Source organism: Streptacidiphilus sp. MAP12-16 (assembly GCF_041262165.1).
Classification (GTDB): domain Bacteria; phylum Actinomycetota; class Actinomycetes; order Streptomycetales; family Streptomycetaceae; genus Streptacidiphilus.
On the sequence record NZ_JBGCBY010000011.1, the window covers coordinates 241,451 to 257,904 of the forward strand.

The 16,454-nt window shown below is 66.6% G+C and carries 5 protein-coding genes and 3 pseudogenes; 4 read left to right on the top strand and 4 right to left on the bottom strand.

Annotated elements, in window-relative coordinates; translation table 11 throughout:
* Positions 1-141: 141 nt before the first annotated feature.
* Positions 142-5,166 carry a LamG-like jellyroll fold domain-containing protein gene (locus tag ABIA33_RS17495; protein WP_370082482.1) on the bottom strand — a complete coding sequence of 1,675 codons (5,025 nt, stop codon included), beginning with the start codon at positions 5,164-5,166 and terminating at the stop codon, positions 142-144.
* A gap of 724 nt (positions 5,167-5,890) precedes the next feature.
* Between ABIA33_RS17495 and ABIA33_RS17500 the strand changes: the two genes are divergently transcribed.
* Both ABIA33_RS17500 and ABIA33_RS17505 read left to right on the top strand, forming a co-directional pair.
* The gene (locus ABIA33_RS17500) at positions 5,891-12,874 is read left to right on the top strand and encodes an RHS repeat-associated core domain-containing protein (protein WP_370082485.1); all 6,984 of its coding nucleotides are present in this window, start codon (positions 5,891-5,893) and stop codon (positions 12,872-12,874) included.
* Complete coding sequence (locus ABIA33_RS17505) at positions 12,871-13,446, top strand: hypothetical protein (protein WP_370082487.1); 576 nt, start codon at positions 12,871-12,873, stop codon at positions 13,444-13,446. The genes ABIA33_RS17500 and ABIA33_RS17505 overlap by 4 nt, the downstream gene beginning before the upstream one ends.
* Here ABIA33_RS17505 and ABIA33_RS17510 read toward each other — a convergent pair.
* Entirely contained in the window at positions 13,426-13,767 is a 342-nt protein-coding gene (locus ABIA33_RS17510; protein WP_370082489.1) for a hypothetical protein, read from the bottom strand. The genes ABIA33_RS17505 and ABIA33_RS17510 overlap by 21 nt on opposite strands.
* 30 nt (positions 13,768-13,797) lie before the next feature.
* A pseudogene (locus tag ABIA33_RS17515) lies at positions 13,798-14,997 on the bottom strand (IS110 family transposase).
* Between the two features lie 227 nt (positions 14,998-15,224).
* Here ABIA33_RS17515 and ABIA33_RS17520 point away from each other — a divergent pair.
* A pseudogene (locus ABIA33_RS17520) lies at positions 15,225-15,590 on the top strand (integrase); the annotation flags it as partial.
* Positions 15,591-15,645: 55 nt separating this feature from the next.
* On the top strand, positions 15,646-15,924 hold the full coding sequence (locus tag ABIA33_RS17525) for a hypothetical protein (RefSeq protein ID WP_370082514.1): 279 nt from the start codon (positions 15,646-15,648) through the stop codon (positions 15,922-15,924).
* A 389-nt stretch (positions 15,925-16,313) separates the two neighbouring features.
* On the opposite strand, the pseudogene ABIA33_RS17530 reads toward ABIA33_RS17525, so the two are convergent.
* Positions 16,314-16,454 (bottom strand): annotated as a pseudogene (locus tag ABIA33_RS17530) (IS256 family transposase); the annotation flags it as partial.

A 16,454-nucleotide genomic window follows, 5' to 3' on the forward strand; every position in this document is an offset into this window, starting at 1 on the left:
GCGGGCAAGTGCGTTCCCGGGGCGTGCACTTGGTGGCTGGGTCTGAGTCCCGGCGATGCCTGTTGTGGGCTGGGGGTAGTGCGGTGGGCCGGGCACCGGTGTGGGTGCCCGGCCCGTGTTGTCGCACGTGTCAGTTGTGGGTCAGTTGAAGTAGCCGCTGCAGTCGACGATGAAGTCGACGGGGCTGTAGCTGTTGTTGTAGATGCTGATGCTTCCGTTGGTGTCGGTGGGGGTCAGGGTGAGGTTGGCGAGGGTGGCGCCGGCGGGCCAGTTGAGGTTGGTGGTGGCGGGTTTGCCTCCCTGGGTGGGGTAGACGGTGCTGCTTCCGCCGCCGCCTGCGGTGTCGGTCACGGTGGTCATGGCGGCCAGGGTGGGGGTGGCGGCTGTGGTGATCTGCTGGGTGTCGGCTTGGCTGAGGATGTAGGTACCCAGGGAGCCCACGGCGCCCTTGGTGCCGCCGATGCCGCTGCGGGTGTCCACGATCCGGGTCGGGTTGACGGGGTGGTACTTCTGGCCGGTTGTGGTGGTGGTGGTGTAGTAGCCGGAGATGTCGACGATGACGGCGGCGCTGGTGTGGACGTCGATGGTGATCTTGCCGTCGTTGCCGATGGGGACGTCGGCGGCCATGGACGCGTAGGGGCTGGCGGTGTCGAAGCTGAGGCTGGTGTCGGCGGTGGGTGGGGTGCCGCCGGTGGCGTAGGCCATGAAGTAGCCGGTGCCGGTTTCGTTGGCGGCGGTGAGATTGACCGCGACGGCGGTGGCGGCGGCGGGGACGCCGTAGGGGCTGCCGGTGATCTGCAGGGTGAAGGGGGTGTCGGAGGCGACGGCTCCGTTGCTGGAGACCTGGCCGCTGGTGAGGTTGGTGTTGGTGGTACTGGAGCGGGTGTCCAGGGCCCGGGTGGCGGTGTTCAGGGGGGTGTAGGTCTGGTCGCCGGTGAGGGTGGAGTCGCTGGTGAAGTAGCCGGTGATGTCGACGATCAGGGCGGCGGTGTATGCGCCGCCGGCCAGGTGCAGGTCGATCCGTCCGTCGTTGCCGACGGGGACGATCTGGTAGCCGGTGACGGTCTGGTTGGCGTTGAAGTTGGTGGAGGAGGTGAGGGGTTGCTGGGTGTGGTCGGCGTAGGCGGTCACGAAGGACCCGCCGGTTTCGTTGGTCACGGTGACGTCGACGGCGACGGCGGTGACGGTGTTTGGGATGGTGCCGGGGGCGCCGGTGGCGGAGGTGATGTTGTCGTTGGCGATTTGCAGCATCGTGGTGGAGCCGCCTTCGACGGTGCTGTTGCCGGCGGTGACGTTCGCGTAGGTGTTGCCCTTGTAGTTGGTCAGGGTCCCGCCGGTGCGGGTGTCGAGGATGCGGGTGGGTGTGAGGGCCTGGTGGTAGCCGGCCGGGCTGGCGGGCTGGGTCGGGGGCACGACCGAGCCGCTCCAGGTCTGGACGTTGGCGATCCGGCCGGTGAAATAGTCGGTGTGGGTGGTCGGCGGAGTGGAGTGCTGGTCGTCGCCGAGTTGGAAGTTGCCGCCGACGCCGGCGCCGGCGGCGGAGTGGGTGCCGCTGGCGACGAAGATGTCATCGACGTAGAGGTTCATCACGCCGGCGGTCTTGTCGTAGGTGGCGGTCAGGTGGGCCCAGGTGCCTAGTTGGGCCGTGCCGCCGCTGATGGTGTCGAAGGCCCACGCGGTTCCGGAGCCGGTGTTGAGGTTGAACTGCCAGCCGTTGGCGGTGGGGGCCAAGGTGATTCCGGAGTTGGCGGAGTTGTTGGCGCCGTCCTGGGACAGGACCGCCCCGCCGTAGGCGCTGGGGAACGCCCAGAGCGAGACGGTGAAGCTGTTGGTCAGGTCCAGGACATTGCCGGTGGTCGCCAGGCTTCCGGTCCCGCCGCTGGGGGTGCTTCCGTCCGGCAAGGTGTTGAGGAGTGCGTCAGGGCTGTAGATGTCCCCGGTGTTCCACACCGCGCCGGGGGTGCCGGTCAGGCCCAGGCTGCCGATGCTGTCGGCGGTGCTGGTGAGCGGGGTGGCATTGGTGCTGATGTCCTGGAAGTACCAGGCGTGGCTGGCGGTGGAGGTCGTGCTGGTGCTCGCGGTGGTGAGGGTCGGGTTGCTGGCCAGGTTGCTGGCCACGGACGCGGTAGTAACTGTCCCCGCGGGGTCGGTGGACCACAGGTCCGGGATACCGGCGCCGCTGAAGTCGGCGGCGCGCAGGATCAGATTCTTACCCAGGTTCCATTGGTGGCCTTGGCTGCCGTCGTCAAAGGTGTACTGGTTGGCGATGGTCAGGGTGGATTTGGTGGTGGTGTCCAGGTGGAGGCCCGTCCACAGGGCGAGTTTGCCGGTGCTGGGCTGCCACATGTACATGGCGGTGCCGGAGGAGAGCTGGGCGGTGGTGATGGTCCAGGTGTTCCAGTCCTGGTTCCCGTCGGGGCTGTTGAGGTTGGCCAGTGTGTAGCAGCCGCCGGTGATGCAGTTGAAGCTGTCGTTGTAGCCGGCGGGCACGGTCGCGAAGAACAGAACCAGGTGGCTGTTGATCGTGGCGAACAGGTCGGGATAGACCTGGTTCTGGCCGCTGGTGTTGCCCGCGGCGGCTACCTGGGTGGCGTTGTTGCCACTGCTGTCCTTAAGCGAACCGGCGTCGATCTTGTAGGGGGCGTTGTCGCCGCCCAGGCCGCCGACGTGAAGCCGGTCGCTGCTGCCGTCATTGCAGACCACGCCGCCGCCGCCGGGGTTGCTGCCCCCGTGGAAGTAGGCCAGGACGTCCTGGGCGCCGTTGCCACAGAAGTTCCCGGTGACGGCTTGGGCACCGTTCCAGTCGCCAGGGGTGGCGTCGTTGAAGTTGTAGCCGAGGCCGCTGGAGCCGATATTGACGGCCTTCGTGGCGACCGTGCCATCGGTCTTACCGGGGGCGAGCCACAGGCCGGGCGGGAACGCGGTCCCGGTGCCACCGGGCAGGATCAGATCCGGGATGCCGTCCAGGGTGAGGTCGCCGTCGTTGGCGGGCGGGCTGAGTCTGCTGCCGTCGAACCACACGGGGACGGGGTCGCCGAGGTTGCCGCCCGCGGACAGGGCGCTGACGGTCAGGGTGTTGACCAAGCGGGTGAGCGGAACGCTGATGTCGGTGGAGCCGTTGATCAGTACCTGGACCGAAGGCGACTGGTTGACCTGATAGGAGTAGCCCGAAATGGTGGTGGTAGTACCGTTTTTGGTGGGCGGGGTGAGGTGGAACGAGCAGGTCGAGCCGATCGGCTGCACCGTTCCGATGGTGCTGTCGTGGGTGGCGCAGGTCTTGTCGTTACCCGGTGAGGGGTTGGGGGCCACGACCGGGGCGCCGGGTCGGGTCGGGTCCCAGTTGAAGGTGCACCCGCTGGACCAGCCCGACGGCAGGGTGCCGTCGGTGGTTTGGGCGATGAAGGTGAACGAGGTGGCAACGCCGCCGGCCTGGGCCTTGAAGAAGGTCTCGGCCACGGTCAGTACCGCTGCCTGCCCGGAGCCGCCGGTCCAGGTGTCGGAGGTGAGCAGGTTGGTCTTGGTGCTGTCGGCGGTCTTGTAGAGGTGGATAGTGGTGGTCAGCGAGCTCCGGGTCGGAGTGGACGCGGTGGCATACAGGGTCACGCCGGTGTCGCCCAGGGTACTGCCGGCGCAGTTGGTGGCCGGAGAGGTCTTCAGGGCGCTGGGAGTGTTGGGGTATTGGTCGTAGGTGACGGTCAGCTGCGCTGAGTTGGGGTCGAACTCTTTGAAGGCGTAGTTGTCGCTGTGGTCATCCGCGCGCATGACCAGGGTCTGCTCGCCCTTGCCGTTGGCGATGTCGTTGGTGACGGTGCTGGTGACGTTGTAGGCGGGGATGCCGCCCCCGGGGCAGGTGGTGTAGCCCAGTGCGAAGGATTGTGAGGCGATGCTGTTGCCGAGGTTGCCCACCCACGAGTTCCAGGTGGCGTTGGTGTTGCTGAGGGTTGTTGTGGGTGAGGGGGCGTAGAGGTCGACGGCTTGGTCGTGGCCGGAGGTGAGGCAGGCCCAGGAGCTGTTTTCGGTGATGCCGAAGTAGGCGCCGTAGATTTTGGCGCCGCGCAAGGTGGCCAGGTAGATGGGGAAGTTGAACAGGCTCATCGCTTCGCCCTGCACGTCGCCGCTGTTGCCGACCTCGGCGTCGCCGTCGTTGGGACCGGCGTCCACGGTGCCGTTCCAGTAGGGGGTGTCGGGGACTCCGGAGCCGGGGCTGGACCAGCCGGCATTGGGGTAGTTGGGGGAGTAGGTGGGGTCGAGGTAGATGGGGTAGATCGTGCTGGTGGCGTTGAGCAGGCTGGTCGGTGCGGTCAGGGTGATGGTGCCGGGGCGGGTGGTGACGGTGAGCTTGGCGGTGTGTGCGCCGTGGGCGGGTGCGCCGGGGGTGGAGGCGAGTTGGGGTGCGGCGGCGCTGCGGGCCAGGGCCGCGGGCACCGTTGTGGTGGCTGAGTCCCAGGCGCGGGGGGCGGGCGCGGTGTAGAGGGGGTGGCCGTGGGTGTCGGCGACGGCCAGGTTCCCGCTGGTGTCGGCGGCGATGTGCAGCCCACTGGTGGTGCTGGCGGTCGCGTTGAGCAGGCCCGCCAGCCGCGGATCGTGGGCGGCGGCAGCGGTGCGGACGGTGAACACGTCGCTGACCGCGCCGCTGGTCTGCACGGTCACGGTCAGGTCCACGTTCGGAATCACGTCGTGGTAAACGGCGCTGGGGCCGGAAAGGGTCGGGTGGGGCAGCGCGACCGGCAGGGTCAGGGTGAAGCCCTGGCCGCCGGTGTACAGCGAGGCCAGCGCACCGCGTCCGCCGCCGGACAGGACCACCGCGCTGGTGGTCGCGGTCGGCGAGAGCGTGCCGTCCGCATTGGCGCGCAGGGTCGCGTCCAGGTTGGCCCACACGCCGTGCTGCAGGACCCGGGTCGGCACCGCGGACTGGGTGAGCGTCAGGGTGCCGTTCGGGTTCGCCGTGGTCAGCGAAGTCTCACTGGTCAACGCGGAGGCCACCACCGGCTTACCCGTCGCCCGCGCACGCGCCCCCGCCTGCTGAGCCGACAGGAACGGCGACGCGGACGCCGACGCGGTGCCCGTGCCTGAGGTGTGAACTGCCGGTATCGGTGTGGCAGCGGCAGCACCTGGTGCGGTGGTGAGCGCGGCTGCGGCCAGCGCAGCCGCGAGCAGTACCGGCACGCCCCTGCCTGACGGATGTACACGTCTTGCTTTCCCCATGGTGCCTGTTCTCTCTACTTGACCTCTGTGCAGAGGGGCGACGATCACCCCGGCGCGAGTATCACCGAGCGGCAGCCACCGGAACGCGTCACAGGCAGACAGGCGCACGGAATTAGTCTCCAATAGGCGATTTGCCGCTGAAAGTTGACTGTTCCTTTGCGCACGTCCGCAGGCCCGATACAGGTCAAATCACGGGTGAATCAGGCAAAAGCGCGTCGCATCGGTCCCTGCGGGCGGCCAGCCCGAGAGGGGCAACGGATTTGCCCCGAGGATGCCGTCGAGTGTGACTTTCATCACCAGCCTGTTGGGCGATATTAAAGGAATCGTTGGGGGGTTTTGGCCACTTTACAGGCCGACCCTCGAGCACCCTGTGATCTGTTCGTGACCCCACCGAGGCGACGCGCTCGCTATGGTCCCCATGATCAATGCCGTCGGTGTCGGGGGTTGCCCGGGGCGGCGTTGGCGATTGACGTGCGGCAAGGTGCCGTCTGGGACCCGGGAGTAGCTAGTGCGGGCGAAATCGTGGTGGGGCGGGCGCCGTGGGGCGTGGGGGCGGGTCGCTTTCGCGGTCGCCGGTGCGCTGGTCGTGCAAATGGGCCCGGCTGCGGTGGCTCAGGCCGTCCCGGTCGCGCCGAAGGCGACGGCGCCTCGGGCAGATCTGGGTCACCCGGTTCCGGTGACCGCGGTGCCGGTCAGGCAGCTGCCGCAGCGAGTACCGTCCCCCAACTACAAGGCGACGGCGACGCACTGGCCCGCCGCCGCGTCCTCCACGCTGCCGATCGGCACCGCGAGGAGCCGGGCAACGGGGAGCCCGGTGTGGGGACAGGCGCTGCCCGATCCCAAGGGGGTCTATGCGGGTCCGTCGTCGTTGGGGGTGAAGGTCCTCAGCCGCAGCGCCGCCGCCGCGGCCGGCGTCAGTGGCGTTCTGGCGCAGGTCACCCCGGCCGGTGCCGGGCGTGGCGCGGTGCGGGTGGGAGTCGACTACTCCTCCTTCGCCCAGGCGTACGGCGGCGACTACCAGGGACGACTGCGCCTGGTGCAGCTGCCCGCATGCGCGCTGACGACACCTCAGGTTGCCTCCTGCCGGGTTCAGACGCCGCTGGCGGCCGTGAACGACACGGTGACGAAGTCGCTGTCCGCGACGGTGACCTTGGGCCCGGCCCCGCTGGCCGCCACCGCCGCCAAGACCCCAGCCAGCGTGACGGGTGTCGCCCTGGCCGCGAACACCGCTGGGGCGATGGTGCTGGCGATGACGTCGGCGCCGTCCTCGGGTGACGGGGGCAGCAGCGGTGGGCAGTACGGCGCCACGTCCCTGAAGGCCTCCGCGACGTGGAGCGCGGGCAGTTCGTCCGGCTCGTTTGACTACACCTATCCGATCTCGGTGCCACCGGCACACTCGAGGTTGACTCCGTCGATCGACTTGAACTACGACTCGGGCAGCGTCGACGGCCAGACCGCTGCCACCCAGGCGCAGTCCTCGTGGGTCGGTGACGGCTGGTCGACAGCGGACTCCTACGTCGAGCAGTCCTTCACCTCCTGCTCCGCCACCCCCGAAGGGGTGACGCTGCCGCCCGCGGACCAGACCGGGGACATGTGCTACGACGGGCCGATCCTGACCCTGTCGCTGCTCGGCTCCTCAGTGTCGCTGGTCAAGGACTCCACGGGCGCCTGGCACACCACGAACGACAACGGCGACGTGGTCACCCACGTGACCGGCAGCGGCAACGGCTCGGGCACGTACAACACCGACTACTGGACGGTGAAAGACCGCTCCGGCACCGTCTACACGTTCGGGCGCAACGAACTGCCGGGCTGGTCCACGGGCAGGGCGACCACGAACTCGGTGGACTCCGAGCCGGTGTACGGGGCCAACCCCACCGACCCGTGCAACTCCACCTCGGGGTTCACCTCCTCGGTGTGCACGATGGCGTACCGGTGGCACCTTGACTACGTCAAGGACCTGCACGGCAACGCGATGTCGTACTACTACAAGCAGGACACGAACTACTACGGCGAGGACAACGGGGCGCACAACGTCTCCTACGTCCGCGACAGTCACTTGGACCACATCGACTACGGCTTCACCGACGGCAACGCCTACGGCACCATCGCGGACAAGGTCGTCTACACCACCGGGGAACGCTGCTTCTCGGGCACCTGCGACCCGATCGCGTCCAACACCGCCAACTGGCCGGACGTGCCCGCAGATCTGATCTGCGTCTACGGCGCTACCTGCAGTAGCTACGGGCCCGGGTTCTTCTCCACGGTGCGGCTGACCGGGATCACGACCGAGCAGTGGAACGGCTCGTCGTACGTCCCGCCCGTGGACACCTGGGCGCTGGGGCAGTCGATCCCGACCACCGGCACCTACAACACTTCGACGGTGCGGCTGGACTCGATCCTCCGCACCGGGAACGACACCACTGCCGGCGGCTCGGCTGTCCCGCTGCCCCCGGTGAAATTCGGCTACCAGATGACGGCCAACCGGGTCAACTACACGACCGGGACCGGGTCAGGGCTCGGCCCGTTGAACCGCTACCGGCTCAACGCGATCACCACCGAGTCCGGCAGCAACATCAGCGTGGTCTACGAGCTGGTCGACCCCTGCACCGCGACCAGCATCGCCTCGCTCACCCCCTCCACGAACACCGCCTCGTGCTTCCCGGTGGAGTGGACACCCCCCACGACCGGTAGTCCGTACCTGGACTGGTTCAACAAGTACTCGGTCCAGTCGGTGTCCCAGTCCGACCCGTCGGGCGGGTCGGCAGGCCTGTTCACCGCCTACACCTACCTCGGGCACGGCGCGTGGCACTACGACGACAACGAGCTGGCGAAGGCCAAGTACCGCACCTACGGGCAGTGGCGCGGCTATGCGGATGTGCAGACCCGCACCGGCCAGGGCACCGATCCGGTGACGGAGTCGGAGACCTGGTACTACCGCGGGATGAACGGCGACTGGCTCTCCTCCACCTCCACCCGCTCGGTCAGCCTCACCGACTCCCAGGGCAGCACGCACACCGACAGCAACCAGCTGGCCGGCAACACCATGGAGTCCAAGGCCTACACCTACAACAACGGCCCGGTCGACCACTCCACCATCAACTCCTACTGGGTCTCCCCGGCCACCGCGACCCGCACCCGCACCGCATTGCCCGCGCTGACCGCCAACGCGGTCGGCCAGGTGGAGAGCTGGAGCCGGCAACTCGTCACCAGCGGAACTCCGACCACCTGGCGCAAGACCGAGACCGACACCAGCTACGACACCACCGCAAGCTCACCCACCTTCGGCCTGCCCCTGCTGACCTACAGTCACGGCGACCTGGCCCTGGCAGGCACCGGCTCCTCGCAGGAGACCTGCACCCAAACCACCTACGCCCCGGCCAACACCAGTTTGAACCTGGCGGGTCTGGTCGCCGAGACCGAGATCGACGACAAGGCGTGTGGCGGTACCTCCCCGGCCGGCTCCAGCGCCCCGACCGCCGCGCAGACCAACGCTCTCGCCGCGCCGACGTCGCTGAACAAGGCCACCGACGTCGTCTCGGACACCCGCACCTTCTACAACAACCCGACCATGGCGGCTACCTGGCCCCAGCCCGCTTCGCCGACCTGGCCGCAGGCCGCCCCCGCGCTCGGGGACATCTCCGTCGCCCAGACCGCCACCGGCTACAGCGGCGGGCAGTTCACCTACCAGACCAAGTCCGCCAGCCTCTACGACGGCTATGGACGCCAGACCGCCTCCTACGACGCCAACGGCAATAAGAACTCCTCCGCCTACACCGACACCACCTACCTGACCACCACCGCGATCAAAACCACCAACGTGCTCGGCCAGACCGGGACCACCACGCTCGACCCCGAACGCAATCTGCCCGAGCTGATGACCGACGCCAACGGCGTGGTCACCACGGTGCATTCGGACGGGCTGGGCCGCGTCATCGCGGTATGGACGGACTCGCGCACCACCGGCTCGCCCGCCAACCTCCTCTACACCTACGCCTTCCCCGCCTCCGGAACCACCGCCCCGGTCGTGGTCACCACCCAGACGATGAACGACTCGTCGGGCTACTCCACCTCCACCACGCTCTACGACGCGCTGATGCGGGTGCGTCAGACGCAGGCGCAGGCGGTGTCCACCACGGCCGGGCGCATCATCAGCGACACCTTCTACGACACCCACGGCTGGGTCTACAAGACCAACGCCAACTACTCGGACAACACCGCCAGCCCGAACGGCACCATGGTGACGGTGGCCGACAACTACTCCCACCAGCAGACCCTGACCACCCGTGACGGCCTGGGCCGGCCCACCGTGGTCACCTCGCTGGCCGACTCCCTGGCCAAGCAGACCGCCTACAACCAGTACCAAGGTGACCGCACCATCACCGTGCCGCCCACCGGCGGCGTGGCCACCGCCAGCGTGGTCGACGCGCTGGGGCGCACCACCGAGAAGGACGAGTACTCGACCTCCCCGACCGTAACCACCACCACGACCGGCGGCTTCACCACCGCCGCGATCACCAGTGGCACCACCCAGGCCACCAAGTACACCTTCAACGCCCAGGGCCGCGCCTACCAGACCATCGACGCCGCAGGCGACACCTGGTCCACCGGCTACAACTTCCTCGGCCAGCCGGTCACCCAGAGCGACCCCGACGCCGGATCCACCCCCGCGAACTCCCCCACGCTCTACGACCCGGCCGGCAACATCCTGCAGTCCACCGACTCGGCCGGACACACCCATTCGTTCACCTACGACCAGCTGAACCGCAAGACCGCCGAGTACGACACGACGCTGGCCAACCAGCCCAGCAACCAGATCGCCTCCTGGGTCTACGACAACAGCACCAACGTGTCCGGGGTGACCAACCCGATCGGCCACCTCACCACCACCACCTCGTACACCACGGCCGGCAACTTCACTGTGCAGGCCACGGGCTTCAACATCTTCGGTGAGTCCCTCGGCGAGACCTACACCGTGCCCGGCACCAGCCTGCTGGCCGGCAACTACGCCTACCAGCACACCTACACCCCCACCACCGGCCTGCCCAAGGCCACCTTGATCCCGGCCGCCGGCGGCATGGCCGCGGAGGCGCCGACCATCGGCTACTGCGCCTACAGCGGCCTGGACGAGCCGTGCACCCTGGGCGGCACCAACGGCTACACCCAGAACGTCGCCTACACCGACCTGGGCCAGGTCGCCCAGGAACTCATCGGCTCGGCCACCAACCAAGCCACAGTCTCCAACACCTACGACACCCACACCGGGGCACTGAACGACCAGAACGTGGTCAACACCGCCGTCTCCAGCACCCCGATGGACGACACCAGCTACGGCTTCGACCCGTCAGGGAACATCACCTCACAGACCGACCTGCGCAACGGCACCACCACCGAGACCCAGTGCTACAACTTCGACCCGCTGGACCGCCTCTCCCAGGCCTGGACCACCGCCAGCACCGCCAGCAGCTGCTCGACCCAGCCCACGTCTTCGAACGTGACCACCACCGTCGGTGACGGCGTCACGGGCAGTGCGTACTGGACCAGCTGGACCTATGACGTGCTCGGCCAGCCGAAGGCGCAGACCCAGCACTCGCTGACCGCGGGCACCGACACCAGGACCGACTACGCCTACGGCGGCAGCGCGAGCGGCTGCACCACCAGCACCGGCGCCCACACCCTGGCCACCGCAACCACCACCGGCGGCACCAGCTCCACCAGCACCTACTGCTACGACGGACTCGGCAACACCACCTCCCGCACTACCCCTGCTGGCCAACAGAGCCTGGCCTGGAACGACGAAGGCAAACTCCAGACCGCCACCACCGGCTCCAACGCCACCAGCTACACCTACGACACCGCCGGCAACGTCATCGAACGCACCGACCCCGGACCGATCACCACCCTCTTCCTGCCCGACCAGCAGATCACCCTCTACACCAACAACAGCTCCCTGAACGCCGTCCGCAGCTACCCGCTGCCCGGCGGCGGCCAGGCCGTGCTCACCAACAGCAACTACAGCTTCACCCTGTCCGACCAGCACAACACCGCCACCCTCAGCCTCGACTCCACCGCCAAGAACCCCTCCTGGAAGCAGTACACCCCCTACGGCGCCCCCCGCGGCACCACCCCCGGCAGCTCATGGCTCAACCCCAACGGCTACCTCGACAAACCCCAGGACACCAGCGACGCCCTCACCACCATCGGCGCCCGCCAATACGACACCACCCTCGGCCGCTTCATCAGCCTCGACCCCGTCCTTGAAACCAGCAGCCCCCAACAACTCAACGGCTACACCTACGCCGGCAGCAACCCCATCACCAACAGCGACCCCACCGGGCTGGACCCCGCTGGCTACAACGGCAATTGCGATTACGCTGGCACGAACTGCCCTCCGCCCCCCACCCCCACAACGACGACCGGCTCTACCGGGTCGACCGGAAGCGGTAAGCCGGTCATCGGTAGGTCGAAAGATGGCCAGCCGACCATTGATGGAATTCGACTCAAAACCTTCAAGGAACTTGCTGCCAGCCAAGGCGGAAATCAGTCCTATGGGCAGATGATCGGGCGGTGGGCGCAAGGAATTTGCGGGAGTGTTGGTAGTGCCAGCGATGCGCATTATGCAAAATTCTGCATGGACGTGAACAAGGCCGGGCTCCTCGGAGGAACTAACGGAGGAGCTCAGGACGACCCTCTGGGTATCCAGGATGCCTACCATTGCTTTACGCAGGGAAAGCATTGCGTTGCTGCCTTCTTCAAGATTGGGTTGGTCGTACTCACCCTCGTGGTCCCACCAGCTGGAGAGGGAGCCGAGGCTACGCTGGCCGCCACCACAGTTGAGGAGGTCGGCGCGGCCACAACAGCTGAGGGAGCCGACTCCGCTGTCTCCAACCTTCTAGATCTATGCACCACCCACAGCTTCCTGCCCGACACCGACGTCCTCATGGCCGACGGCACCGTAAAAAAGATCAAGGACATCAAAGCTGGCGACTTCGTGGTCGCTACCGACCCCGACACAGGCAAGACCCAGCCTCGCGTCGTCCAGAAACTGATCACCACCCTGGACGACAGGAACTTTGCAGACCTGACGATCGCTACGACCAAGGGGCCTGCCCATCTGACGGCAACCGACACCCACCCCTTCTGGGTCGCGAACGACCACGCCTGGATCACCGCCCAGAACCTCCGGCCAGGCATGGCCCTGCGCTCGGTTGACGGCACCGCCACTCTGATCCTTGCAGTCAGACACTTCCAGCAGGCCCTTCGCACCAACGACCTCACCATCGCAACGACCCACACGTACTATGTAGAAGCGGGCGACACGGCCGTCCTCGTTCATAACACTTCTTGCCCTGCTGGATTTGATTTTGAGGCTGCCTCGCAGAGTGGAATGCGGGCAGACAAGAATGGCCTTACGCGCGTTGGCCGTGAATATCAGAAACATATGGGACGCGGCGAACTTCCCACCGTCGGTGGCAAGGGTCTTGACGGTGCAGGGCAGACGTTGCTCGATGGAATTCTTACGGACCCTAACGCTGACTTCCAGCTTGTGACCGGCGGAGGATTTTCGGGCGGCTACAGAATCATTGGGAATGATGTAGTCAATGGTAGGTTCGTTGGCGCCACCTTCGATGCGAATGGCAACTTCCAGTACTTCGGAGTCTATCCGTGACATACCCAACATCAACTGGCGGCGAAGAAGGGCTTCTCGGCCTGCTGTGCGATGTCGTTGGCTCGCGCATCTCCTCCGTCAGCTATCTCGTCCCGTCGGGCGCGCAGTGGCCTGACGGGCGGGAAGGCGGACTTGTGCACGAAGTTGACCACGGCGTCGAGCTCGCGTTGGCTAACGGGCGCAGGCTTGCCCTGCGGTGGGAGATGGAGGGGGAAAATGAGTTCCTTGGAGTCTCCTCGGCTTCGTTGGGTGATGGTTCCTCAGGCAGTTTGATTGATTCGGTTGATGTCTCTGATTTGCCTGAGTGGTCGTCAATTATTGGGCTGACCATTCGGGGCATTGGGGTTGCGTGGCACATTGCGAATCTGGGCTGTCCGAATTCTGTCTGGGCCCTTCGCTTCGACCTTGAAGATGGGCCATCGTTTGTTATTGCCCTAGGAGAAATCCGGGACGATGCTCCTGCATATCTTCCGGATGCGGTCTTGGTGCTTTTTGAAAAGGAAGTCGCCGAGTTGTATCAGATGGCGTCCAGTACGACCTCGGCCTGGGGACTAGATTTCCTGACGGCCTGATTCGTGGCTCCTGGAGCGCTGTGGGTGCCGACTGGCCATCTGGCCAGGCCAGCGGCCTGATGGCCGTTCGTCCCTGCACGCTGGTTTGGCACGGTCCGGGGCCGGTTCGCTCGCCAAATCGCCGCCTGCGGGCGGCATGATGGTTCGGTGCTGCGACTGGTCTACCTTGCGATGATGACGAACACCTTTGCCCTCATAGGTCTGCTGCCGATGAGCGACCGTGACAAGGACGTCGAGATTCTTGCGCTGCGCCATCAGCTTGCCGTCCTGCAACGCCAGGTCGGCAGGCCCGTAATTCCAGCTGCTGGTGCGCCCGGACACGCTGCGGCGCTGGCTTCCCAATGCTGGTTGTCAAGCTGCCGTGATCAGTGGTGGCCTGACTTGGTAGCACCTTCGGTCACGGAGGAGAGCCCAAAGGACGTTCACGCGGCGCCTCGCGAGGGCGAGGACGGCCTGGTCGTGTCGCTTCCCTTCTGCGCGTTACGGTCGTAGAACCTCCGCGAGTTCGGATCGCATTGGATGCTGATCAGCGCGGGGGCGTAGAAGACGCGTTGCAGGCGGCGGTGGTAGCGCATGGGGCGGTGGTGGTTGCCGCTGACTTTGCCGGAGTCCCGAGGGGGCCGGGGAAAGGCCCGCGAACGCGGCAAGGCGGTCCGGGGAGGGGAACGCGTCCAGGTCACCGCCGATGCCGGCCAGGAACTCGGCCCCCAGAAGAGGGCCGATGCCGGGCATGCTCTGGACTATCTCCGCGAGTTCGTGCTGGCGAAACCGCTCCTGGATGAGTTTGTCGGTCTCGGCGATCTTCTCGTTCAGGAGCGTCACCTCCTTCGCAAGGGTGTGGACCATCATGGCAATCGCCTTCTCCCCGGCCACCGAGGTCTGCTGGTGTCCAGCGGCCTCGACCACCCTGGCGGCCAGCGCGCCGGCGTTGTAGACTCTCCGGTTCCGCAGCCACGTCGTCAGGCGGCTGACACCTATGCGGCGCAATGCCGCAGGGGTCTGGTATCCCGTCAGCAGTACCAGTGCGCCGACGGTGCCCAGGTCCAGGACCCGCTCCAGGCCAGGGAACATGCTGTTCATCAAGGCCCGGCAACGGTTGATCGTGCGGGTGCGGTCCTTGGCCAGGTCAGCCCGGCGGTCCGTCAGGAGCCTCAGTTCGATGGCCGCTTCGTCGCCAGGCCTGATCGGGTGGAGATCGCGACGCATCCTGCCCTGGTCGGCGATCACCCGTGCATCCCGGGCGTCGGTCTTCCCCTGTCCCCGGTAGCTGTCGGTGGCCCGGCTCACCGCGATGCCGGGGATGTACTGGAGCTTCTCGCCGTGGCTGACAAGCAGCGCGATTAGCAGGGCAGGCTCGCCGCCGGTCATATCCAGCGTCCAGGTCACCTCGCTGTTGTCGGCGACCTCTAGGATGTCCCCGATCAGCTCCAGTAGTTCGGCCTCGTCGTTGAGCACACGCCTGGACAACAACGTGTTGCCCTCGGCGTCCATGACCAGGCAGTGGTGGTGGGTTCTGCCGCAGTCGGCTCCGACCCAGATCCGGCTCAGCATGCTCCAGTCGGTCGTACTTGTCTCGTGAGCCACGGACGACCTCGCCGGCATTGCTCTACACAGCGACCTTCTCGCACTTCCCAATCGGCGGCCGAGTCGTCGTGGGGAGCCGGGCGGCCAAGCCAGCTGAGCCATGTCGTCTGGCAGCACCGCGAAAGCCACACCCAGCTCCCCTGGGCTCCCCAACCCTACGAATGGCTGGGGTCAACCCGGCAAGGAAGGTAGAGCACCGCGACCTGCTGAGACGTCGGCATGCCGCGACGTGTGCGCCCAAGCGGCCTGGTCGACTGCGCACTCTGCGCTCGATTCGGGCTCTGGTCCTGCGGCTGGCGCGGGAGAAGAGCCCGTGGGGCTACCGCAGAATCCACGGTGAACTCGCCGCCCTGGGCATCAAGACCGCCGCATCCACGGTATGGGAGATCTTGAGGGAGAACGGCATCGACCCCGCGCCGCAGCGGGACCGCACCACCTGGGCCGGTTTCGTGCGCTCCCAGGCCGATGAGCTGCTGGCCTGCGACTTCCTGGAGACCCGCACCCTGACGGGTAGCCGGTTGTACGTCTTCGCGGTGATTGAGCACGCCAACCGGCGCATGTCATGTGTGGCCTCAAGACATAGGCGACATGAGAGTCTCGGCAGTTCATTGACAGTTGTCTCTGACCTCATTCCTCACCGGATACGACCAGAGCTCGGCACGGCACGGGGCGCCGGGACTGTCGGGATGGCACGAGTGGCTCGTCGCCCGCCGAGGACAGGACTGCAACCACGCTTGGCCCAGCCAGGTCCTGCACATCGCCCTGCCCGGCGGGTGGGACAACCCCTGGAACCTGCCGCCCGAGCACGAAGCCCGCGCGATCGAGGTCCTCTTCCAGCTCCTCGACGAGTTCCTCGCGGAACGAGAGAACAACGAAGTCGCCCAGACCGCCTGAGCACCGACGGCAGCACCCAGGAGGGATCGCGTGTTCGACGCTCTTGAGCCCACTGGTCGCACGTCGCTATGGTCAACCGGACACCTTCCGATCAACCGTTTTCCCTGGAAGTCGCCATGCCTCGCCGATCACCGGGCGAGATCAGGTCACAGCTACCGCGACGCAACGCATACGGCCGACCTGCAGTTATTCACCGGCCGCCAGTGATACGAGGTCTGTCCCTCTCCGCCAATCGTCAAATCGCGGATTTCGAACGCGCCCAGGGCTTGCACCCTGGTTCCGTCGCCGGTGCCTTCAGGCGATGGGCATACTCAGGCAAACGCCAACGCCGAGACGGTGGAGTCCAGTGGAGTGGTGTATTGACGGCCACTCGGTGATTCGTTGACAGGTTATGCAGTGAGGGATGTTGGGTGCGTTTCCGGTCCGGTTTCTCCCTCGATCAGGTGAAGGCGGCAGCGTCCGAGGATCTCGGATCCCATGTACCGGCGCTGTTCGGCCCACTCGTCGCTCTGCTCGGCCAGGACGGCGCC